This is a genomic window from Kitasatospora sp. NPDC038210, assembly GCF_055600605.1.
The window spans coordinates 1-22,168 of the sequence record NZ_JBVJYK010000007.1; the positions used below are offsets into that span (position 1 = coordinate 1).

The window sequence follows — 22,168 nt, forward strand, 5'->3', positions numbered from 1 at the left end:
GATGGGTAGGGGAGCGTCGTGTGCCGGGTGAAGCGGCGGTGGAAACCAGTCGTGGACGGTATACGAGTGAGAATGCAGGCATGAGTAGCGATACAAGAGTGGGAAACTCTTGCGCCGATTGACCAAGGGTTCCTGGGTCAAGCTGATCTGCCCAGGGTAAGTCGGGACCTAAGGCGAGGCCGACAGGCGTAGTCGATGGACAACGGGTTGATATTCCCGTACCCGCTTTGAAGCGCCAACGCTGAACCTCTTGATGCTAAGCCCGTGAAGCCGTCCTGGAGCCTTCGGGCAAAGGGAAGTGGTGGAGCCGGTGACCCAACGGGGTAGTAGGTGAGCGATGGGGTGACGCAGGAAGGTAGTCCAGCCCGGGCGGTGGTTGTCCCGGGGTAAGGGTGTAGGACGTAGGGTAGGCAAATCCGCCCTGCATATAGTCTGAGACCTGATGCCGAGCCGATTGTGGTGAAGTGGATGATCCTATGCTGTCGAGAAAAGCCTCTAGCGAGTTTCATGGCGGCCCGTACCCCAAACCGACTCAGGTGGTCAGGTAGAGAATACCGAGGCGTTCGGGTGAACTATGGTTAAGGAACTCGGCAAAATGCCCCCGTAACTTCGGGAGAAGGGGGGCCATTCCTGGTGACGAGTCTTGCACTCTGAGCTGGGGGTGGCCGCAGAGACCAGCGAGAAGCGACTGTTTACTAAAAACACAGGTCCGTGCGAAGCCGTAAGGCGATGTATACGGACTGACGCCTGCCCGGTGCTGGAACGTTAAGGGGACCGGTTAGCTCCACTTCGGTGGGGCGAAGCTGAGAACTTAAGCGCCAGTAAACGGCGGTGGTAACTATAACCATCCTAAGGTAGCGAAATTCCTTGTCGGGTAAGTTCCGACCTGCACGAATGGCGTAACGACTTCTCGACTGTCTCAACCATAGGCCCGGTGAAATTGCATTACGAGTAAAGATGCTCGTTTCGCGCAGCAGGACGGAAAGACCCCGGGACCTTTACTATAGCTTGATATTGGTGTTCGGTTCGGCTTGTGTAGGATAGGTGGGAGACTTTGAAGCAGCAACGCCAGTTGTTGTGGAGTCGCCGTTGAAATACCACTCTGGTCGTGCTGGATGTCTAACCTGGGTCCGTGATCCGGATCAGGGACAGTGTCTGGTGGGTAGTTTAACTGGGGCGGTTGCCTCCTAAAGGGTAACGGAGGCGCCCAAAGGTTCCCTCAGCCTGGTTGGCAATCAGGTGTTGAGTGTAAGTGCACAAGGGAGCTTGACTGTGAGACTGACGGGTCGAGCAGGTACGAAAGTAGGGACTAGTGATCCGGCGGTGGCTTGTGGAAGCGCCGTCGCTCAACGGATAAAAGGTACCCCGGGGATAACAGGCTGATCTTCCCCAAGAGTCCATATCGACGGGATGGTTTGGCACCTCGATGTCGGCTCGTCGCATCCTGGGGCTGGAGTAGGTCCCAAGGGTTGGGCTGTTCGCCCATTAAAGCGGTACGCGAGCTGGGTTTAGAACGTCGTGAGACAGTTCGGTCCCTATCCGCTGTGCGCGTAGGAGTGTTGAGAAGGGCTGTCCCTAGTACGAGAGGACCGGGACGGACGAACCTCTGGTGTGCCAGTTGTTCTGCCAAGGGCATGGCTGGTTGGCTACGTTCGGGAGGGATAACCGCTGAAAGCATCTAAGCGGGAAGCCTGCTTCGAGATGAGCACTCCCACCTCCTTGAGAGGGTAAGGCTCCCAGTAGACGACTGGGTTGATAGGCCGGATATGGAAGCCCTGTGAGGGGTGGAGTTGACCGGTACTAATAGGCCGAGGGCTTGTCCTCAGTTGCTCGCGTCCACTGTGTTGTTCTGAAACAACGACCCGCCCGATATTCGGGTGTGCGGTTGACAGTTTCATAGTGTTTCGGTGGTCATAGCGTGAGGGAAACGCCCGGTTACATTCCGAACCCGGAAGCTAAGCCTCACAGCGCCGATGGTACTGCAGGGGGGACCCTGTGGGAGAGTAGGACGCCGCCGAACAATTCTTCGAGAGAAGCCCCCGCCGGGTGAACCGGACGGGGGCTTCTCTGTTGTAAGGTCAATGTGCATTGTCGTCACGACGGACAGGAGGCCCCCGGGTGGAGGTCCAGGAGACGCGGGTCCAGACCGATCGCGTCCTCACCATCCCCAACCTGCTGAGCATGGGCCGGCTGGTCGGCGTCCCGCTTTTTCTCTGGCTCATTCTGTGGCCGGTCTTCGGCGGGCCCAACAATGACGGCTGGGCGCTGCTGATCCTGGCGCTGAGTGGTGTCAGCGACTACCTGGACGGAAAGCTCGCCCGGCGGTGGGGGCAGATCAGCCGGGTGGGGCAGTTGCTGGACCCGCTGGCCGACCGGCTCTATGTGCTGTCCACGCTGGTCGGATTGACCTGGCGTGAGATTCTGCCCTGGTGGCTGACGGCGATTCTGCTGGCCCGGGAGCTTTTCATCGCCGCGCTGCTGCCCATTCTGAACAAGCACGGGTACGGTCCGCTGCAGGTGAGTTTCCTGGGGAAGGCGGCGACCTTCAATCTGATGTACGCTTTCCCGCTCCTGTTGCTCGGCAGCGTGGACAGCTGGATCGCGCGGCCGGCCGAGGTGGTGAGCTGGGCCTTCATCTGGTGGGGGACCACGCTGTACTGGTGGGCCGCCATTCTTTACGCGGTGCAGGCGCGGCAGATCGTCAAGGGGCGTCCCGCGGGCTCGGCGTCCGCAGTCTGAGACGTGATCTGAGAGAAGCCCCACGCCTCATCGGTGCGTCGGACGATACCTTCCGGGTAGAGAACCCTCTGGAACGGTTTGATGGACCTGCTGGTCCACCACCGCGAAGGAGGACGCACCCGTAATGAAAGCCGTTGTAATGGCAGGGGGCGAGGGGACTCGACTCCGCCCGATGACCTCCAGCATGCCGAAGCCGCTGCTTCCGGTCGCCAACAGGCCGATCATGGAGCACGTGCTTCGGCTGCTGAAGCGGCACGGTCTCTCCGACACCGTCGTCACCGTGCAGTTCCTTGCGTCACTGGTCAAGAACTACTTCGGTGACGGCGAAGAGCTGGGCATGCATCTGACCTATGCCCACGAGGAGACACCACTGGGCACTGCGGGGAGTGTCAAGAACGCCGAGGACGCACTCAAGGACGACTCGTTCCTGGTGATCTCCGGTGACGCGTTGACCGACTTCAATCTCTCCGAATTGATCGACTTTCATCGCAGCAAGGATGCTCTGGTCACCGTCTGTCTCACCAGGGTGCCGAATCCACTGGAGTTCGGTATCACCATCACGGATGACGACGGACGGGTCGAGCGATTCCTGGAGAAGCCGACCTGGGGGCAGGTCTTCTCCGACACGGTGAACACCGGTATCTACGTGATGGAACCCGCGGTCTTCGACTACGTCGCAGCGGGTGAGTCCGTCGACTGGTCGAGTGACGTCTTCCCGCAGCTCCTGAAGGAGGGCAAGCGGGTCTACGGCTACGTCGCCGAGGGCTACTGGGAGGACGTGGGCACGCACGAGAGCTACGGCAAGGCCCAGGCGGACGTCCTGGAGGGCAAGGTCGAGGTCGAGTTGGACGGGTTCGAGATCTCGCCCGGCGTGTGGGTCGCCGAGGGGGCCGAGGTGGACCCCGAAGCGGTGCTCCGCGGGCCGTTGTACATCGGGGACTACGCCAAGGTCGAGGCCGGTGTCGAGATCCGCGAGCACACCGTGCTGGGCAGCAACGTCGTCGTCAAGCGCGGTGCGTTCCTGCACAAGGCCGTGGTGCACGACAACGTGTACGTCGGGCCGCAGAGCAATCTGCGGGGCTGCGTGATCGGCAAGAACACCGACGTGATGCGGGCCGCGCGGATCGAGGACGGGGCGGTGATCGGGGACGAGTGCCTGGTCGGCGAAGAGTCGATCATCGGGGCGAACGTCCGGGTCTACCCGTTCAAGACCATCGAGGCCGGCGCCGTCGTCAACACCTCGGTGATCTGGGAGTCGCGCGGTCAGGAGCACCTCTTCGGCGTCCGTGGCGTCTCGGGGATCCTGAACGTCGAGATCACCCCGGAACTCGCCGTCCGGTTGGCCGGGGCGTACGCGACGACGCTGAAGAAGGGGGCGACCGTCACCATTGCGCGTGACCACTCGCGTGGTGCGCGTGCGCTCAAACGGGCGATGATCTCGGCGCTGCAGACCTCGGCGATCGACGTCCGCGACCTGGAGAACGTGCCGATGCCGGTGGCGCGGCAGCACACGGCCCGGGGGAGTGCGGGCGGGATCTTCCTGCGGACCACGCCGGGGGTGCCGGACTCGCTGGACATCCTCTTCTTCGACGAGCGCGGTGCGGACCTGTCGCAGGGCGGGCAGCGCAAGCTGGACCGCGTGTACGCGCGCCAGGAGTACCGGCGGGCCTTCCCCGGCGAGATCGGGGACCTGACCTTCCCGTCCAGCGTCTTCGACTCCTACGCGGGCAACCTGCTGCGGACGGTGGACACCACCGGGGTCCGGGAGGCCGGGCTGAAGGTGGTGGTGGACACCGCGCACGGCAGCGCGGGCCTGGTCCTGCCGAGCATCCTCGGGCGGCTCGGGGTGGAGGCGCTTACCGTCTCCAGCGGGCTCGACGAGGCGCGGCCGACGGAGGACGCGGAGACGCGGCGGGCGGGGCTGGCCAGACTCGGTGAGCTGGTGGCCTCCTCGCGGGCGGCCTTCGGGGTCCGCTTCGACCCGGTAGGCGAGCGCGTCGCGTTCGTGGACGAGCTGGGCCGGGTGATCGACGACGACCGGGCGCTGCTGGTGCTGCTGGACCTGGTGGCGGCCGAGCGCCGCAGCGGGCAGGTGGCGCTGCCGGTGACCACGACCAGGATCGCCGAGCAGGTCGCCGCGTACCACGGCACCCAGGTCATCTGGACCACGACGACGCCGGACGACCTCGCGAAGGCGGCCTCCGCGGAGGGCACGGTGTTCGGCGGGGACGGACGCGGCGGCTTCGTGGTGCCCGAGTTCAGCGGAGTGCTGGACGGCGCCGCGGCCTTCGTCCGGCTGGTCGGCCTGGTCGCGCGGACCCAGCTCACGCTGAGCCAGATCGACGCGCGGATCCCGCAGGCGCACATCCGGCGCCGCGACATCGCGACGCCGTGGGCGGCGAAGGGCATGGTCATGCGCTCGGTGGTGGAGGCGGCCGGCAGCCGGCGGCTGGACACCACCGACGGCGTCCGGGTGGTCGAGGCGGACGGGCGCTGGACGCTCGTGCTGCCGGACCCGGCCGAGGCGATCACCCACCTCTGGGCGGAGGGCCCGGACGACGAGGCCACCGAGGCGCTGCTGGACGAGTGGGCGGCGGTGGTGGAGGGCGCCGGGCGGTGACGGACCGGGTCTGAGGACCGAAGGGGCCCGAGGACGGAACGACCCCGATCGGCGGGGCGCACGGCATCGTTCGTGCGCCCCGCTGTCCGTTTTCACATCAATCGGAACAATTCGTCACTTCCGCCTTGTGTGCAGCGTGTGTGCAGCTCAGGGGCCGTGCACGGACCCCCTCGCCGTCATGGGACGATGGTCCCCATGCCAGCGACGCCGACACCGAGTACCCCGAACGGGCGGTACAACCGCCCGGACGCCTCGATGTCCCTGCTGACCAACGTGATGGACCACAGCCTGGACGAGGGCTACGCCGAGGCGGCCGCGGCCCGCGGTGGCGCCCGCGACAGCCGGATACCCGGGACGCTCCAGGGCCTGCTCACGCTGGGCGCCGGTCTGGCGCTGGTCGGAGCGGTGGTGACGGTCGGCGCGGTGAACGCGCACAAGGCCGAGCCGACACTGGCCAAGGAGCGGGACGCGCTGATCCACCGGATCAACGACAGCAACACCTCGGCCGACCAGCTGCAGAAGCAGGTGCAGGAGCTGCGGCGGAAGGTCGACAACACGCAGCAACAGGCGCTCGCCTCGGGGGACGGTGACACGGGGGGTCTGAGCGGCGCCGTGGGCCTGGGCGAGGTCACCGGGCCGGGAGTGAAGCTGGTCCTGGAGGACGCCGCGGGGACGGGCCTGGGCGGCAACGTCGACCCGCGGGCGGGGCAGGGCTTCTCCAACAGCGGCCGGCTGCGGGACCGCGACCTGCAACTGGTGGTGAACGGCCTCTGGGGATCCGGCGCCGAAGCCCTCGCGATCAACGGCCAGCGGCTCACCGCGCTCTCCGCGATCCGGGCCGCCGGCGAGGCGGTGCTGGTGGACAACCGGCCGCTGGTGCCCCCGTACACCATCCAGGCGATCGGGGACGGGCCGAAGCTCCTCACCGCCTTCGAGAACGACATGGCCGGGCAGTACCTGCGGCTGCTCCAGGAGAAGTACGCCATCAAGTCGACGCTCTCCACGCAGAAGAGCCTGACGCTTCCGGCGGCGGTGGGGGTGACGCTGCGGACCGCGCAGCCGGTCACGCCCGAGCCCTCGCCGCCGGCGACACCGTCGGCCACGGCCACGGCGAGCGGAACGGCCTCGCCCGGCCCAGGAACCCCGGAGGGCCCGGGAGCGTCCGTCTCACCGTCGGCCTCATCGAGCCCTTCACCATCCGCGACCAGCGGTGGTCAGAACCCCAAGCGGCGCCCGTCGACCGGATCCGCCAAGACCACGACAGGGACAGGAGCAGCCAGACCGTGATTGCCGTACTGGGTCTTGTGATCGGGGTGGTCGTCGGCCTGTTCGTCCAACCCGAGGTGCCGGACGCCGTCGTGCCCTACCTGCCGATCGCGGTGGTCGCGGCCCTGGACGCGGTGTTCGGCGGCGTCCGGGCGATGCTCGACGGGATCTTCAACGACAAGGTCTTCATCGTCTCGTTCCTGTCGAACGTGGTGGTCGCGGCCCTGATCGTCTTCCTCGGTGACCAGCTGGGCGTCGGCTCGCAGCTGTCCACGGGTGTGGTCGTCGTCCTCGGCATCCGCATCTTCTCCAACGCGGCTGCGATCCGGCGCCATGTCTTCCGTGCCTGAGCAGGGCCGCGAGGAGGCGGCACAGGAGCAGCGGGACGCGGCGGTGGCCGAGCGGGCCGCTGTGCGGACCGTCGCCGGGCCGGCCGCGAAGCCGACCGCGGAGTCGGACGGCAGGACGGCCGAGGAGTCCGTCGTGGAAGCCGCCGAGGCGCCCGAGCCGGAGTCGGGCGGAGAGGCCGGGCCGGACGGGGCGGCGGAGCCGGACGAGGCTGCTGAGGCGGCCGGAGCAGCCGTCCCGGCCGCGCGGGCCGAGCCGGTCGGGGATGCCGCGGAGAAGCCGGCGGAGGACGCGACCGAGGAGAAGCCTGACGCTGAGGCTGAGCTTGAGGCCGACTCGCTGCCGGAGCCCACGCTGCGGCTGGTGAAGCCGGTCCGGCCGGAGCCGAAGGCCGAGCCGGCGCCGCCTGCCGCCCCGACGCCGAAGGCGATCCCGGCGCCGCAGGCCGAGCCGGAGTCCGAACGGGAGCCTGAGGGTGAGCCCGGCCCCGCAGCGGCGGAGCCCGGCGAGCAGGCGCCCGCCGTGGACGGGAGCGCCGGCCGGCGGCGTCTGAAGGCGGCGCTGTGGCCGCCGCGACTGTCCCGCGGGCAGCTGGTGGTGGCACTGCTGCTGTTCTCGCTCGGTCTGGCGCTGGCCATCCAGGTGCGGTCGACCAACGACCACCACAGCCAGCTGCGCGGCGCCCGGCAGGAGGACCTGGTCCGGATCCTCGACGAACTGGACAGCCGTCAGCAGCGTCTCCAGCAGGAGAAGGCGGAGCTGGAGCAGTCCCTGGCGAAGTTGGAGAACAGCTCCAACCAGGCCAAGGAGGCCCAGGAACAGACCAGGAAGAAGGTGACGGAACTCGGCGTGCTCGCCGGTACCGTCAGAGCCACTGGTCCGGGCATCGTACTCACGGTCGATGATCCCCAAGGGCAGGTGAAGGCAGATATGCTGCTGGACACCCTGCAGGAACTTCGAGCGGCGGGGGCGGAGGCGATTCAGATCAACGATGTGCGCGTGGTGGTCAACACCTACTTCACCGACCTCTCGGGCGGTGGGGTGCAGATCGACGGGAAGAAGGTCTCGCAGCCCTATCGGTTCACCGTCGTGGGGAACCCGCAGGATCTGACACCCGCGCTGAACATCCCGGGAGGGGTCGTCCGCACCCTGGAGAGCCACCAGGCGCGGGCGACGATCACCCAGCAGCAGAAGGTTGTCGTGGACGCCCTCGTGGATCCGAAGACGCCGCAGTACGCCAAGCCGGCTTCGAAGTGACGAGGCGTCCGACGAACGGCCCGTCACGGGCCGGCGGCCCCCGGTGCGGGGCGCCGCCGCCACGTGGGCGAGACTGGTTCGCACCAGTACGCTCCGGATCAAGAACCGCAGCACCAACTGTCGGAGTACCACTCAAGCGGGCCCGAGCCGCAACCGGGCTCGCAGCCTGTCCGAGGTTCTCACCCTGCCCCGCGGGCGGGTCTGTCACACGCAAGGGGATTCGCCCGTGAGTTTCTTCTCGAAGTTGTTCGGTCGCAACAAGGACAACGACGCGGCCGCCGTTGAGGCGCCGACCGCGCGGCACCGCCGGCCGGAGGACGAGCCCGCCGTGCCGGGCATGCGACCCGCCCCCGAGGCCGCGCCGTACGCCGGTCAGCAGCTGTTCCGGGACGGCGGCGCCGCCCAGTACGCCGGGAATCCGGCGGGCTACGGCGCGTCGGTTGACCCCTCCGGTGACCCGCGCATAGGTTTCCCGTCAGCACCCTCAACCTCTGGTGGAGGGTTTGCCCCGGACCCGTACGCCGGGCACAACCCGTCGGGTGTGCCGCGCCAGGAGGCTGTGAACATGGCTGGCCCCTCTCCGTGCCCCAGGTGCGGCAACCAGAACCCGGCCGCGGCCCGGTTCTGCTCCAACTGCGGTACGGCGCTGCGCGGCGGTCTGCTGCCGGAGGGGGCGGCGGAGACCACGTCGACCATCTCCATCTCCGGCCTGGAGTCGTACGACCCCAACACCACGACCGGCACCGGCGCCACGCCGGCCCTGTCGGCCGAGGTGCTGTCGGCGATCGACGCCCTGCCGCCGGGCTCGGCGCTGCTGATCGTGCAGCGCGGCCCGAACTCGGGCAGCCGTTTCCTGCTGGACTCGGACGTCACCACGGCGGGGCGCCACCCGCAGGGTGACATCTTCCTGGACGACGTGACGGTCTCGCGCCGCCACGTGGAGTTCCGCCGCACCCCGGCCGGCTTCAGCGTCGCGGACGTGGGCAGCCTGAACGGCACCTACGTGAACCGGGAGCGGATCGACGAGGTGTCGCTGAACAACGGCGACGAGGTCCAGATCGGGAAGTACCGGCTGGTGTTCTTCGCCGGCCACAACCGGGGGTACTGAAACCAACGTCGGCAGGAGCCCGAGTGAATACGAATACCCCTTCCTCTTCTCTCGGGGCGGCCACCCCAGCTCCGTCCGGTCCGCAGGCGGACCGCGGCGGGCGCGGGGTGGTCGCGGGCCCCAGGCAGCCGGTCCGCGCGGACCGGCCCGCCGGCCGGCGGCGCGGCGGTGACGAACTGCTGAGCATCGGCGCTGTGCTGGCCTTCCTGCGCGACGACTTCCCCGAGGTCACCATCTCCAAGATCCGCTTCCTGGAGGCGGAGGGACTGGTCGAGCCGCAGCGCACGCCCTCGGGGTACCGCAAGTTCAGCCCGGCCGACGTCGAGCGGCTGGCCTACGTCCTGCGGATGCAGCGGGACCACTACCTTCCGCTGCGGGTGATCCGCGAGCACCTGGACGCCATCGAGCGCGGCGAGAGCCCGCCGGCGCTGCCCGCCCCGGCCGACAGCCGGCCCGGGCCGTTGGAGGAGGCGGACCGCGAGCTGGTGGCCTCCGCCGAGGTCCCCTCCGGGGTCCGGCTGGGCCGTGCCGAGCTGCTCGCCGCCGCCGAGGCCGGGGAGCGGGAGCTCGCCGAGTGGGAGTCCTACGGGCTGGTCGCACCGGGCCAGGACGGCGGGTACGACGGCGAGGCGCTGCAGGTGGCCCGGCTGGTCGCGGAGCTCGGTCGGTACGGCCTGGAGCCGCGGCACCTGAGAGCCATGAAGGCGGCGGCCGACCGCGAGATCGCGCTGGTGGAGCAGGTGGTGGCGCCGCTGCGCCGGCACCGGAACCCGCAGACCAGGGCCCATGCCGAGGCCACCGCGCGGGAGCTCGCGACGCTTTCCGTCCGCCTGCACGCGGCAATGGTCCAGGCCGGTCTGCGGACCCGCGGGTAGCCTCCCGGGCGGCCTCCGGGCAGCGGTGGCACCGCGCTGACCAGCGGCGTCCGCTCTGCGCTTTCATATCCGGGACCGGAGCCATAGGGTTGCCTGTGTGAATGAGCTCGACGTCGTGGGTGTCCGAGTGGAGATGCCTTCCAACCAGCCGATCGTGCTGCTGCGGGAGGTCGGGGGAGATCGCTACCTGCCGATCTGGATCGGCCCCGGCGAAGCGACCGCGATCGCCTTCGCCCAGCAGGGCATGACGCCGGTGCGCCCGCTGACGCACGACCTCTTCAAGGACGTCCTGGAGGCGCTCGGCCAGCAGCTCACCGAGGTGCGGATCACCGATCTGCGGGAGGGCGTGTTCTACGCCGAGCTGGTGTTCGCCGGTGGGGTCGAGGTGAGCGCCCGGCCGTCCGACGCGATAGCGCTGGCGCTGCGGACCGGTACGCCGATCTACGGGAGCGAGGAGGTGCTCGCCGAGGCGGGCATCGCGATCCCGGACGAGCAGGAGGACGAGGTCGAGAAGTTCCGGGAGTTCCTCGACCAGGTGTCGCCCGAGGACTTCGGGGGCGGCGGCCCGCAGTAGTGGGGACCGGCTGAGCGGGCATTCGGCTTATCGTTTTGCCAAAAACCGTCGACCTACCCAGACTAGGGGCACGAAAAACCACTCTCCTGAGTGATGTGGTTTGTCTGGCCCGGCGTGGCGATCGTTGACGGGTCATAGGGGACTGCCTACCGTCAGGAGTGGCTGTCCGGGTGGCCGATGCCCGCAGTCGGGTTGCCCGCAGCACAAGTGGACGGAGGCAGGCATGAGCAGCACCGGCGATGACGCCGTGGGAGGCCTGTGCGCCGTGCACGTGCCGCGCACCGCCCGCACCGTCACGGACCTTCCCCGGGTGAGCAGGTTCCCCGCCGTACAGCCGGGGCAGCCGGCCATCGAGCGGCTGGCCCCGACGTCGGAACTGATCGGCTTCCGCGGCCCGACGGCCTGTGCGGCAGCCGGCATCACCTACCGCCAGCTGGACTACTGGGCCCGCACGGGGCTGCTGGAGCCCAGCGTCCGGACGGCCTACCCGGCGACCAGCCAGCGGCTCTACAGCTTCCGCGACGTCCTGCTGCTGAAGATCGTGAAGCGGCTGCTCGACGCGGGTGTCTCGCTGCAGAACATCCGGGTGGCCGTCGCCCACCTGCAGGCCGCCGACCAGGGCGGCCTCGCCGGGATGACGCTGATGTGCGACGGCGCGACGGTGTACGAGTGCACGACGCCGCAGCAGGTGGTGGACCTGCTGAAGGGCGGTCAGGGGGTCTTCGGCATCGCGGTGGGAGCGGTCTGGCGGGAGCTGGAGCTGACCCTCGGGCGGCTGCACGCGGAGCGCACGGACACCGGCGAGACCGTGGTCGGGCAGGACCCGGGCGACGAACTGGCCCAACGGCGCAACCGGGCGGTCTGAGCAACGATTCGACGGGGCCGCGGGCCCGGACGGGGAACCGTTCGGGCCCGCGGCCCCGTCGTGTTGCCTGGCGAAACGATCGAGGGAGGGCACGTGGGGGTCGGCACGGGGATGGCGGAGCTGCTGCGGCGCAGGGCCGTTCTGTCGTGGGCACGGCTGCGGCAGCGCAGGACGCAGCGCAGGGTCTTCCAGGTCGGGGCGCTGCTCTGCTCGCTGGCACTGGCGCCGAGCGCCTGGGTGTGGTTCTCCGCGGGTGACCGGGTGGGCACGGTGGAGAGCGCTCCGTCCGCGCCGGTCGCGGTGGTCTTCGGCGCCGGGCTGGACCAGGGCAAGCCCTCGCCGTACCTGGAGCACCGGCTCGTGGCGGCGGTGGACCTGTACCGGGAGGGCAAGGTGCAGGCGATCCTGGTGACCGGGGACAACGGGCGGACCGAGTACGACGAGCCCGACGCGATGTTCACGTACCTGACCACGCACGGGGTGCCCGCGGAGCGGGTGGTGCGGGACTACGCGGGCTTCGACACCTGGGACTCCTGCACCCGGGCGCACCGGATCTTCGGGGTGGACCGGGCGGTGCTGGTCAGCCAGGACTTCCACGTCCGGCGGGCGCTGGCGCTGTGCGAGGCGGCGGGCATCCGCTCGTACGCGGTCGGGGTGCCGGAGCTGCACGACGTGACCTGGCTGTACGGCGGGGCGCGGGAGGTGGCCGGGGCGGGCAAGGCGGCGGTCAACGCGTGGCTGCGACCGGACCCGGTGTTCCTCGGGCCCAAGGAGGACGGCATTCCCAAGGCGCTCGCGGACGCGGCGAGGACGCAGCCGTAGGCGGTCGCCCGCCGGGGCGCGGCCGGGTTCGCACGCACTGTCGGACCCGTGCGCGATGATCGGCGGGTGCGATCACTGCCGAGCATCATCCACCTCGACATGGACGCCTTCTTCGCGGCGGTGGAGCAGGCGGCCAAGCCGAGCCTGCGCGGCAAGCCGGTGATCGTCGGCGGGCTCGGCGGGCGCGGGGTGGTCTCCACGGCCTCGTACGAGGCGCGGAAGTTCGGGGTGCACTCGGCGATGCCGATGGCGCAGGCGCGGCGGCTCTGCCCCAACGCGGCCTTCCTGTCGGGCCGTTTCGAGGCCTACCGGCAGGTCAGCGAGATCGTGATGGGCCTCCTGCGGGAGCTGTCGCCGCTGGTGCAGCCGCTCAGCCTGGACGAGGCCTTCGTGGACCTGGAGGCCGGTCCGTACGGAGCGGTGCTGGCGGACACGGACCACGAGACCGGCGAGCGGCTGGTGCTCGCGCTGGCGGAGGACCTGCGGGCGGACATCGAGCGGCTCACCGGGCTGACCGGCTCGGTGGGGGCGGCGGGGTCCAAGCTGATGGCCAAGATCGCGTCCGAGCAGGCCAAGCCGGACGGCCTGGTGCTGATCGAACCCGGGCAGGAGCGCGCGGTGCTCGGGCCGATGCCCGTCCGGGCGCTGCCGGGGATCGGGCCGGCCACCGAGCAGGTGCTGCGGCGGGCCGGGCTGAACACCGTGGCCGACCTCGCGGAGGCCGGCGAGGCGGAGCTGGTGCAGCTGCTCGGGCGGGCGCACGGCGCCGGGATCCACCACATGTCGATAGGGCTGGACGAGCGGCCCGTGGTGGCCGACCAGGACGCCAAGTCCGTCTCGGTGGAGGACACCTACGAGGTGGACCTGGCCGACCGGGACCGGGTGCTTCGGGAGGTGGAGGCGCTGGCCGCGCGGTGCGTGCGGCGGCTGCGGGCGGCCGGGCGCTCGGGCCGGACCGTGGTGCTCAAGGTCCGCCGGTTCGACTTCTCCACGCTGACCCGCTCGGAAACGCTCGGCGGGCCCACGGACGACGAGGCGGTGATCACCGCGACCGCGCGGCGACTGGCCGAGCAGGTGGACATCACCGGCGGGGTCCGGCTGCTCGGTGTGGGCGTCGCCCAACTCGCCGACTACACCCAGGAGGACCTGTTCGCCCAGGCCCTGCGGGAGGAGGCGGCGGAGCACGCGGAGGCGGCGGCCGAGGCCGAGCAGGCCGAGGAGGAGCCGGAGGCGGTCGTGGTCCGGCGCTGGATGCCCGGACAGGACGTCCGACACGCGGAGTTCGGGCCGGGCTGGGTGCAGGGCAGCGGCGTCGGGAGGGTCACCGTACGGTTCGAGACGCCGTGGAGCGGGCCGGGGCGGGTGCGGACCTTCGGGGTGGACGACCCGGCGCTGGAGCCGGCCCGGCCGCTGCCGCTGCGCCGGGGCGCGGACGTGGATCCGGACGCGGGCCCTGTCGGGGGCGTGGATCCGGGCGTGGAGCCCGGTGGGGGCGCGGGCCGGGACCCGGACGCGAGCGCGGACGGCGGGGCGGGCGAGCGGGACTGAGAGGGGGCGCGGGCGCCGGCCGGGAGGGCGGGCGCCCGCGGACGGGGCCGGAACACGAAAACGGCCCCACCCGGTGGGGGAGTACCGGGTGGAGCCGCATCACCGTGCCGGACTCCGTACGTTCGTGATGCCCTCGCGACGTACGGGGACCGGGGCCCCGCGCCCTGTCCCTGAGCGCGGGGCCGGACGCCTCGTCAGGCGTCGGTCTTCACCAGCTTGTCGCTGGAGTCCTGCTGGGCCGAGCCCTCGACGACGGTCAGGGGAGCGGCCGGCTTGACGGTGCGGATCAGGAACGGGACGACACCGGCGACGACGCAGACCACGGCCGCCGTCCAGAACGCGTGCTTGTAGGCGTCCAGGGTGGGCAGCGTCAGCGGGATCTGCGGCGGCAGCTTCATGGTGTCGCCGGTCAGGATGGCGGCCATCACGGCGGTGCCGATCGCGCCACCGACGGTGCGCAGCACCGAGTTCATGCCGTTGGCGATGCCGCTCTGCTCGACCGGCACGGCGCCGTTGATGTAGGCCGGCATCGCGGCGAACGCGAGGCCGACGCCCAGGCCGAAGATCGCCGAGGCGGTGTAGATGTCGCCCTCGTGGCTGTGCCGCAGGGCCAGGTAGGCCATCGCGATGGCGCCGAGGACACCACCGAGGACCAGCGGCAGACGCGGACCGCGACGGGCGATCAGCACCGCGCCGAGCGGGGCGGCCACCATCGAGCCGATCGCGGACGGCAGCAGCATGACACCGGCGTGCAGGACGGTGGCGGTGAAGCCGTAGTGGGTCAGCTTCTCCGGGGTCTGGGCGAAGTTGCTGATGACCATGAAGGAGCCGTACATGCCGAAGCCGATCAGCAGGCCCGCGGTGTTGGTGAAGGCGACGGCCGGGCGGGACATCATCTTCATGTCCACGAGCGGGTGCTTGACCTTGGTCTCGATGATGCCCCAGACCAGGGCGACGACGGCGGCGACGGCGAAGAGGCCGAGGGTCTTGGTGGAGGTCCAGCCCCAGTGGTTGCCCTGGCTGACCGCGACGAGCAGTGCGGAGAGCCAGCCGGCCAGGGTGATCGCGCCGAGCGGGTCGGCGCCGCCCTCCTTGTCGGTGACCGGGTCGGACGGGACGCGGAAGGCGACCAGGGCGACGGCGATCAGGCCGAAGACCAGGCCCATCCAGAAGATCGACTTGTAGTTCCAGTGCTCCAGCAGGAGACCGGTCGCGACCAGGCCGAGGCCGGAGCCGACGCCCATCGAGGCGCTGATGGCGGCGACGCCGCCGGTCACCTTCTGCTTGGGCAGCTCGTCGCGGACGATGCTGATCGCCAGCGGCATCACGCCACCGCCGGCGCCCTGCAGGACGCGGGCGACGACCAGCCACGTGAAGGAGTGGGTGGTGACCGCCAGCGCCGAGCCGGCGACCAGACCGGCCAGCGAGATCAGCAGCATCGGCTTACGGCCCCGGAGGTCGCCGAAGCGGCCGAGAAGGGGAGTCAGCACTGCGGCGGAGAGCAGGTTGGCGGTCATCAGCCAGGTGATGCTGGAGGCCGAGACGCTCAGTTCCTTGGCCAGCGAGGGCAGGATCGGGACGACCGCGGTCTGCACCACGCTGAACGACAGCATCGCCAGGATGAGGGCCGGCAGGACCCGGGCGCTGCTCTGCTTCTCGGCCGCGGTGGTGGGCTGGGGTGCCTCACTCACGGTTGCTTCCTCCCGTACATAGTGAATGAACTGAAGTAACCATGCAGGGAGATACTTCAGAGTGTCAAATATCGAGTGGTTAAGCTTTGGCAAAGGCGGAGCGCCGGGCGCCCGTCGGGCGCCTGTGGCGGGCTTGGGGTGGCCGTCGCAGCGGGTGCCCGGGCACGGGGAAGGGCCCCGGCCGGGTGGTCGGGGCCCTTGGTGGGGTACCGGTCAGACGAGGGGACGCATGACGGCGGGGCGGGAGGTCTCCGGGGCGGGAGCGGCCGGCGACGGGTGCGGGCCCTCGGCGATCTCGGCGGGGGTGTCGTCGTGGACCTCGACGTGTTCGCGGCGGACTTCGTCCCGGATCACCTCCTCGGCGGTGTAGCGCTCGACGACGAGGCGGACGCGCTCGACGGGGGCGAGGTACTTGTGCACCACCGGACGCTCCTCGCGGAGGGTGACCTCCTCGACGGCCTCGGCGATCTCCTTCTCGGTGAGGGAGGCGCGCTCGGCCTCGCCGACCGGAATCCGCTCGACCCGGACGCGCTCGCGGACCACCGGGACGCGGCGCTCGATCTGCTCGGTCGTCACGTACTTGCGCAGCTTGGCGGTGCCCACGGTGTGCCACTCGGTGGTGACGTCCAGCCGCTCCTCGCGGCAGGTGATCTCGATCGGGTCGGTGGGGGCGGGGGCGGCGGCGCCCACGGTGCTCTCGGCGGGCTGCGACTGCGGGTGCGATTGAGGCTGCGGTTGCGGCTTGGGCTCGACGGGAGGCGTGACGGCGGGAGCGGGAGCGGGAGCGTGGGCGGGTGCGGGGGCACTGAGGGTGCGCACGTGGGCCTCCGGGGCGGTGCTGGTGTCGGTCGGGGCGGGCTCGGGCGAGTGGCGGGCGAGCGGCTTGGTGGTGGTGGCCGTGGCCACAGCCGCCGCAGCCGTCGCGGGTGCGGCGGCCGGGGCGGTGCCGAAGTCGAGGTCGGACTGCGCGGCGTGGCCGCCGCTCTCGCCGGCCGGGTCGTCGCTCCCCGGGGTGTCGAGGCCGTAGTAGCGGTAGAGCTGGAGTTCCTGGGCGGGGGACAGGTGCTGGCCCACACCGAAGTCCGGGGACTCCTTGACCAGCGACTTGTCGTACGGGACCCGGAGCTCTTCGCCGGAGAAGTCGCTCGTGGTGAGCGGGACGAAGGCGTCCCGGCCGAAGATGCCGGTCCGGACGGCGGCCCACTCGGGCCGTCCGGTGGCATCGTCCAGATAGACCTCGTCGACCGTGCCGATCTTGTCTCCGTTGCGGTCGACCGCCTTGTGGCCGATGAGGTCCCGGGGGTCGATGTCGGTCTGCACTCATTCCTCCAGGGCGCTGGGCCTGCGGAACCCCCGCAGGAAGGCGGCCGGAGCACCCGTTCCGTCCGCCACTTCACACCAAATGCCATGAATCGGACGGGCGCGACCGGGGTGCGCCGGACGGGCTGCGTGCTGCGCCGTCCGGGGGACGCGCGTAGACCCGGCGTGACCTGAAGCACCCGTGATCGGAAGGCCTCCCGCTGGTACCCTGGGCGGCGACCGCAGAGCCCGCTCGGGAGAGTCTCCGCCGCGAAAACCGCTGGTCGGGGCGCCGAAGGAGCAACTCCTCCCCGGAATCTCTCAGGCATCCGTACCGTGTGGGGTAGGTCACTCTGGAAAGCAGGGCAGGAGTGTCGGCACGGAAGCCGGCGACCACCACCCTCACCGACGGTGCAAGCCGACGGAGCGCTCACAGCGCGCTCCGTGCGGGCGAAGCTCTCAGGTCCCGATGACAGAGGGGGAGGCCTGTCGGGTTCGCCCGCCACGGCTGAGTTCGCTGTCCGCAGCGGGAAGGTCGGCCGGCGTGCGTACCCCCGCCGGTCCGTGACCAGGAGGCCTCGACCACATGAACGCCCAGCCGAACGCGGGACGCCCCACCGGCGCCCCGACCCTCACCGAGCTTGAGCTGGCCAGCCCCTTCGAGAACCGCCACATCGGCCCCGACGCCGCCGCGCAGGAGAAGATGCTGGCGTCCGTCGGCTACGGCTCGCTGGACGAGCTCGCCGCCACGGCCGTGCCCGAGGCGATCCGCTCCATCACCGGCCTGGACCTGCCCGCCGGCCGGTCCGAGGCGCAGGTCCTCGCCGAGCTGCGCGAGCTGGCCGGCCGCAACCAGGTGCTCCAGCCGATGATCGGCCTGGGCTACTACGGCACCTTCACCCCGCCGGTGATCCTGCGCAACGTCATGGAGAACCCGGCCTGGTACACCGCCTACACCCCGTACCAGCCGGAGATCTCCCAGGGCCGCCTGGAGGCGCTGCTCAACTTCCAGACCCTGGTCTCCGACCTGACGGGCCTGCCGACCTCCGGCTCCTCGCTGCTGGACGAGGGCACCGCGGCCGCCGAGGCTATGGCGCTGGCCCGCCGCGTCACCAAGGTCAAGGGCGGCGTCTTCCTGGTCGACGCCGAGACCCTGCCGCAGACCATCGCGGTGATCAACACCCGCGCGGTGCCGACCGGTGTCGAGGTCGTCGTCGCCGACCTGTCCGAGGGCATCCCGGCCGAGATCGCCGAGCGCGGCGTCTTCGGCGTGCTGCTGCAGTACCCGGGCGCCACCGGTGTGGTCCGCGACCTCACCCCGGTGATCGAGCAGGCGCACGGCCTGGGCGCGATCGTCGCCGTCGCCGCCGACCTGCTGGCGCTGACCCTGCTCAAGTCCCCCGGCTCGCTGGGCGCCGACATCGCCTGCGGCACCTCGCAGCGCTTCGGCGTGCCGATGGGCTTCGGCGGCCCGCACGCCGGCTACCTCTCGGTGCGCGCCGAGTACGCCCGCTCGCTGCCCGGCCGCCTGGTCGGCGTCTCCGTCGACTCCGACGGCAACCGCGCCTACCGCCTGGCGCTGCAGACCCGCGAGCAGCACATCCGCCGCGAGAAGGCCACCAGCAACATCTGCACCGCCCAGGTGCTGCTCGCCGTCATGGCCTCGATGTACGCCGTCTACCACGGCCCGGACGGCCTCGCCGACATCGCCCGCCGCACCCACCGCTACGCCGCGGCCCTCGCCGAGGGCCTGCGGGCCGGCGGCGTCGAGCTGCTGCACGGCGAGTTCTTCGACACCGTCACCGCCGTCGTCCCGGGCCGCGCCGCCGAGATCGCCGCCGCCGCCCGCGCCAACGGCATCAACGTCCACCAGGACGGCGCGGACCGGATCTCGATCTCCACCGACGAGACCACCACCCGCGAGCACCTGGCCGGCGTCTGGGCCGCGTTCGGCGTCGAGGCGGTCGAGGTCGCCGAGGCCGCCGACGCGCTGCCGGGCGCGCTGCTGCGCGAGGACGAGTACCTGACCCACCCGGTCTTCCACAGCCACCGCTCGGAGACCGCCATGCTGCGCTACCTGCGCCGCCTGTCGGACCGGGACTACGCGCTGGACCGCGGCATGATCCCGCTGGGCTCCTGCACCATGAAGCTCAACGCGACCACCGAGATGGAGGCCGTGACCTGGCCGGAGTTCGGCCAGCTCCACCCCTTCGCGCCGATCGACCAGGCCCAGGGCTACCTGACCCTGATCCGCCAGCTGGAGCAGCAGCTGGTCGAGGTGACCGGCTACGACGCGGTCTCGATCCAGCCGAACGCGGGCTCCCAGGGCGAGCTGGCCGGCCTGCTGGCCGTCCGCGCCTACCACCACGCCAACGGCGACACCCAGCGTGACGTCTGCCTGATCCCGTCCTCGGCGCACGGCACCAACGCGGCCTCCGCGGTGATGGCCGGCATGCGCGTGGTCGTGGTGAAGACCCTGGTCGACGGCGACGTGGACGTCGAGGACCTGAAGGCCAAGATCGAGCAGCACCGCGACAACCTGTCGGTGCTGATGGTCACCTACCCGTCGACCCACGGCGTGTACGAGACCGAGATCACCCAGATCTGCGCGATGGTCCACGAGGCCGGCGGCCAGGTCTACGTGGACGGCGCCAACCTGAACGCCCTGGTCGGTCTGGCCAAGCCGGGCAAGTTCGGCGCGGACGTCTCGCACCTGAACCTGCACAAGACCTTCTGCATCCCGCACGGCGGTGGCGGTCCGGGCGTCGGCCCGGTCGCGGTGCGCGCCCACCTGGCGCCGTACCTGCCGAACCACCCGCTGCAGGCGGAGGCCGGCCCGGCCACCGGTGTCGGTCCGATCTCGGCCGCGCCGTGGGGCTCGGCGGCGATCCTGCCGATCTCCTGGGCGTACGTCCGGCTGATGGGCGGCGAGGGCCTCAAGCACGCCACCCAGGTCGCGGTGCTGAACGCCAACTACATCGCCAAGCGCCTGGCGCCGCACTTCCCGGTGCTCTACACCGGCCCGGGCGGGCTGGTCGCGCACGAGTGCATCATCGACCTGCGCCCGCTGACCAAGGAGACGGGCGTGACGGTGGACGACATCGCCAAGCGCCTGATCGACTACGGCTTCCACGCGCCGACGATGTCCTTCCCGGTGGCCGGCACGCTGATGATCGAGCCGACCGAGTCCGAGGACCTGCACGAGATCGACCGTTTCTGCGACGCGATGATCGAGATCCGGGGCGAGATCGACAAGGTCGGCTCGGGCGAGTGGGCGGCCGACGACAACCCGCTGCGCAATGCCCCGCACACCGCCGCCGAGCTGGCCGGCGACTGGGCGCACGGCTACTCGCGGCAGGACGCGGTCTTCCCGGCGGGCGTGAACCCGGCGGACAAGTACTGGCCGCCGGTGAGCCGGATCGACGGCGCGTACGGCGACCGCAACCTGGTCTGCTCCTGCCCGCCGCTGGACGAGTACGGCGTCTGACGCACCCGGCCGCCACGGCGGCCGGACGCACGGCAGGGCCCCGGCGGAACTCTCCGCCGGGGCCCTGCCCGTACTGCGATCGATCCGGCGGCCGCGCCCGCCGTACGGTCGGACCGCGCGGTCAGGCCGCGTGGGCGACGGGGCGGCGCGGGGCGATCACCCGGCCGTCCGGCAGCAGCTCTCCGGTGTCCTCGAACAGGACGACGCCGTTGCAGAGCAGGCTCCAGCCCTGCTCCGGGTGGCAGGCCACCGACACGGCCGCTTCGCGGTCCTCGGACTCGGCCGATGGGCACTCAGGACGGTGCTGGCACATACGCGTACCCTCGCTTCGCTCTGCGATCCTCCCCGTGGTGCGGTCGCCGGAGGTCGTACCGTCCGGAGGCCGCCGCGGTAGTCGGATCCTGTCCGCACGCCGACCAGGTGTTGACCGGCGCTCAAGTGGGTAGGACAGGTGGTCCTTCCACGCTGGTTCCCAGTGTCGGCATCTGCGGACGTGCTCGCAGGCATTTCGTGACACGCGCCACAACTCCCGGGCAGAGATCACCCGTTCAGGTGGGGCCGACGGGAAATCGCGCACCGGTGGATCAGGTGGCGGATGGCCCGATCGGGCCATGGCGGGTGCCCCGTTCGGGTGGCGCCCGGCTGGCGTCCGGTGGGCAGCCCGTTCGGGTGACGTGTTCCGACCCCGGCTGCGGGCGCGGACGTGGGCGCGCGGCGGAGGGTCGTCGGGGCCGTCGGCGGCGGGGGAGGGCGGGCCGGCGCGCGGGCACGGGGAGGACCGGCCGGCGCGCGGACGCGGCGGAGGGCCGCCGGGCGGGTGGTCCGGCGGCCCGTACGGATGCGGGTGCTTCAGGGGGAGCCGAGCAGCAGCGGCCTGACGAGCGGGGCCCGGGCGAGCAGCGGCAGGAGTTCGGCGGCGGGGTAGGCGCGGTGGGCGGTGACGCCGAGCGGGGCCGGGGCGAGCGGGATCAGCAGGTCGGCGGCCGGGCCGGTGTCGGGGCTGTGCAGCCAGAGCGCCGTCGCGTACTGGCCGGGGAAGGTCAGCAACCGGGGCTGCTGGCGGATCCGGGAGCTCTGGGCGAGCTGCCAGGCCTCGCGCAGCGCCCGGACCGTGGAGTCGAGGTAGGGGCCGGCGGTGAAGTGGGAGAAGGTGTGGCCCTCGACGGCCTGCACCACCTCGGCGGCGGCGGCCACGTCGGCGCCGTCCTTGATCAGGAAGCGCCACCCGGTGCGGCGGGCGGCGGGGAGTTCGGGGCGCGGGCCGTCCAGGACGTGCACCGCGAGCGGATGCGCGGGGACCAGGGGGCCGGCCGGATGACGCAGCGCTGCGGCGGCGGGCTGGCGCAGCGCGGTCTCCGAGTCGAGTGCGCCCAGGACCGCGCGCAGGGCGCTCGGCGGGGGCTGGGGGGTCTGCAGAGTCATGGCGGGGTCCGCCTCTCCAAGCGAGATCGGCGTGCGAGTGCGGCATACCGGCATGGCGCGGCGCGTCATCGGTGACGGGGCCTGGCCGTGTCCGGTTGTGCAGGATCGCGGTGCCGGCGCGGTCGCCGCCGTCGACGAGGGGTTCCGAGGCGGGAGCCGACCGGCCGGAGGGCTGTGCGAATTCCATCGAACAGAAGCGCAGGGTGATCTGTTTATCACAGGCGGTGGCGCCGGGCAAGTCTGCAGA

At 70.6% G+C, this 22,168-nt stretch carries 16 protein-coding genes, 2 rRNA genes and 2 riboswitches; of the genes, 14 read left to right on the forward strand and 4 right to left on the reverse strand.

What is annotated here, in order from left to right; all coding sequences use genetic code 11:
* The 13 genes from ACZ7KX_RS16220 to ACZ7KX_RS16280 all read left to right on the forward strand — a co-directional run.
* Positions 1-1,824: ribosomal RNA gene (locus ACZ7KX_RS16220) — 23S ribosomal RNA — on the forward strand; the annotation flags it as partial.
* Between the two features lie 79 nt (positions 1,825-1,903).
* Positions 1,904-2,020: ribosomal RNA gene (gene rrf, locus ACZ7KX_RS16225) — 5S ribosomal RNA — on the forward strand.
* Between the two features lie 98 nt (positions 2,021-2,118).
* Positions 2,119-2,739 (forward strand): CDP-alcohol phosphatidyltransferase family protein, encoded by a 621-nt coding sequence (locus tag ACZ7KX_RS16230; RefSeq protein WP_350633128.1) that lies wholly within the window; start codon positions 2,119-2,121, stop codon positions 2,737-2,739.
* Between the two features lie 124 nt (positions 2,740-2,863).
* Positions 2,864-5,359 carry a mannose-1-phosphate guanyltransferase gene (locus ACZ7KX_RS16235; RefSeq protein WP_350526591.1) on the forward strand — a complete coding sequence of 832 codons (2,496 nt, stop codon included), beginning with the start codon at positions 2,864-2,866 and terminating at the stop codon, positions 5,357-5,359.
* Positions 5,360-5,554: 195 nt separating this feature from the next.
* Positions 5,555-6,646 (forward strand): DUF881 domain-containing protein, encoded by a 1,092-nt coding sequence (locus tag ACZ7KX_RS16240; protein ID WP_350526590.1) that lies wholly within the window; start codon positions 5,555-5,557, stop codon positions 6,644-6,646.
* Positions 6,643-6,975 (forward strand): small basic family protein, encoded by a 333-nt coding sequence (locus ACZ7KX_RS16245; RefSeq protein ID WP_030062488.1) that lies wholly within the window; start codon positions 6,643-6,645, stop codon positions 6,973-6,975. The genes ACZ7KX_RS16240 and ACZ7KX_RS16245 overlap by 4 nt, the downstream gene beginning before the upstream one ends.
* A gap of 352 nt (positions 6,976-7,327) precedes the next feature.
* Entirely contained in the window at positions 7,328-8,230 is a 903-nt protein-coding gene (locus tag ACZ7KX_RS16250) for a DUF881 domain-containing protein (RefSeq protein ID WP_470327257.1), read from the forward strand.
* Positions 8,231-8,456: 226 nt separating this feature from the next.
* Complete coding sequence (locus ACZ7KX_RS16255) at positions 8,457-9,338, forward strand: FHA domain-containing protein (protein ID WP_396546177.1); 882 nt, start codon at positions 8,457-8,459, stop codon at positions 9,336-9,338.
* Between the two features lie 179 nt (positions 9,339-9,517).
* Positions 9,518-10,213 (forward strand): transcriptional regulator FtsR, encoded by a 696-nt coding sequence (gene ftsR / locus ACZ7KX_RS16260; protein ID WP_470327258.1) that lies wholly within the window; start codon positions 9,518-9,520, stop codon positions 10,211-10,213.
* A gap of 97 nt (positions 10,214-10,310) precedes the next feature.
* Positions 10,311-10,787: a bifunctional nuclease family protein gene (locus ACZ7KX_RS16265; RefSeq protein ID WP_030062493.1), complete on the forward strand. Its 477-nt coding sequence runs from the start codon at positions 10,311-10,313 to the stop codon at positions 10,785-10,787.
* A 223-nt stretch (positions 10,788-11,010) separates the two neighbouring features.
* Positions 11,011-11,652 (forward strand): MerR family transcriptional regulator, encoded by a 642-nt coding sequence (locus tag ACZ7KX_RS16270; RefSeq protein WP_470326980.1) that lies wholly within the window; start codon positions 11,011-11,013, stop codon positions 11,650-11,652.
* A gap of 111 nt (positions 11,653-11,763) precedes the next feature.
* A complete protein-coding gene (locus tag ACZ7KX_RS16275) occupies positions 11,764-12,474 on the forward strand; it encodes a SanA/YdcF family protein (protein WP_470327259.1) in 711 nt (236 codons plus the stop codon).
* A 66-nt stretch (positions 12,475-12,540) separates the two neighbouring features.
* A complete protein-coding gene (locus ACZ7KX_RS16280; protein ID WP_470326981.1) occupies positions 12,541-14,022 on the forward strand; it encodes a DNA polymerase IV in 1,482 nt (493 codons plus the stop codon).
* A gap of 194 nt (positions 14,023-14,216) precedes the next feature.
* Here the strand turns inward: ACZ7KX_RS16280 and ACZ7KX_RS16285 are convergent, their stop codons facing one another.
* Both ACZ7KX_RS16285 and ACZ7KX_RS16290 read right to left on the reverse strand, forming a co-directional pair.
* Complete coding sequence (locus ACZ7KX_RS16285; RefSeq protein ID WP_470326982.1) at positions 14,217-15,713, reverse strand: MFS transporter; 1,497 nt, start codon at positions 15,711-15,713, stop codon at positions 14,217-14,219.
* A 213-nt stretch (positions 15,714-15,926) separates the two neighbouring features.
* The gene (locus ACZ7KX_RS16290; protein ID WP_470326983.1) at positions 15,927-17,033 is read right to left on the reverse strand and encodes a PRC and DUF2382 domain-containing protein; all 1,107 of its coding nucleotides are present in this window, start codon (positions 17,031-17,033) and stop codon (positions 15,927-15,929) included.
* A 223-nt stretch (positions 17,034-17,256) separates the two neighbouring features.
* Positions 17,257-17,359, forward strand: a riboswitch (glycine riboswitch).
* A 1-nt stretch (position 17,360) separates the two neighbouring features.
* Positions 17,361-17,495, forward strand: a riboswitch (glycine riboswitch).
* Between the two features lie 103 nt (positions 17,496-17,598).
* Between ACZ7KX_RS16290 and gcvP the strand changes: the two genes are divergently transcribed.
* On the forward strand, positions 17,599-20,499 hold the full coding sequence (gene gcvP / locus ACZ7KX_RS16295; protein ID WP_470326984.1) for an aminomethyl-transferring glycine dehydrogenase: 2,901 nt from the start codon (positions 17,599-17,601) through the stop codon (positions 20,497-20,499).
* Positions 20,500-20,620: 121 nt separating this feature from the next.
* Here the strand turns inward: gcvP and ACZ7KX_RS16300 are convergent, their stop codons facing one another.
* Both ACZ7KX_RS16300 and ACZ7KX_RS16305 read right to left on the reverse strand, forming a co-directional pair.
* A complete protein-coding gene (locus ACZ7KX_RS16300; protein ID WP_030256473.1) occupies positions 20,621-20,812 on the reverse strand; it encodes a DUF5999 family protein in 192 nt (63 codons plus the stop codon).
* Between the two features lie 536 nt (positions 20,813-21,348).
* Positions 21,349-21,921: a hypothetical protein gene (locus ACZ7KX_RS16305; protein ID WP_350526584.1), complete on the reverse strand. Its 573-nt coding sequence runs from the start codon at positions 21,919-21,921 to the stop codon at positions 21,349-21,351.
* Positions 21,922-22,168: the final 247 nt, after the last annotated feature.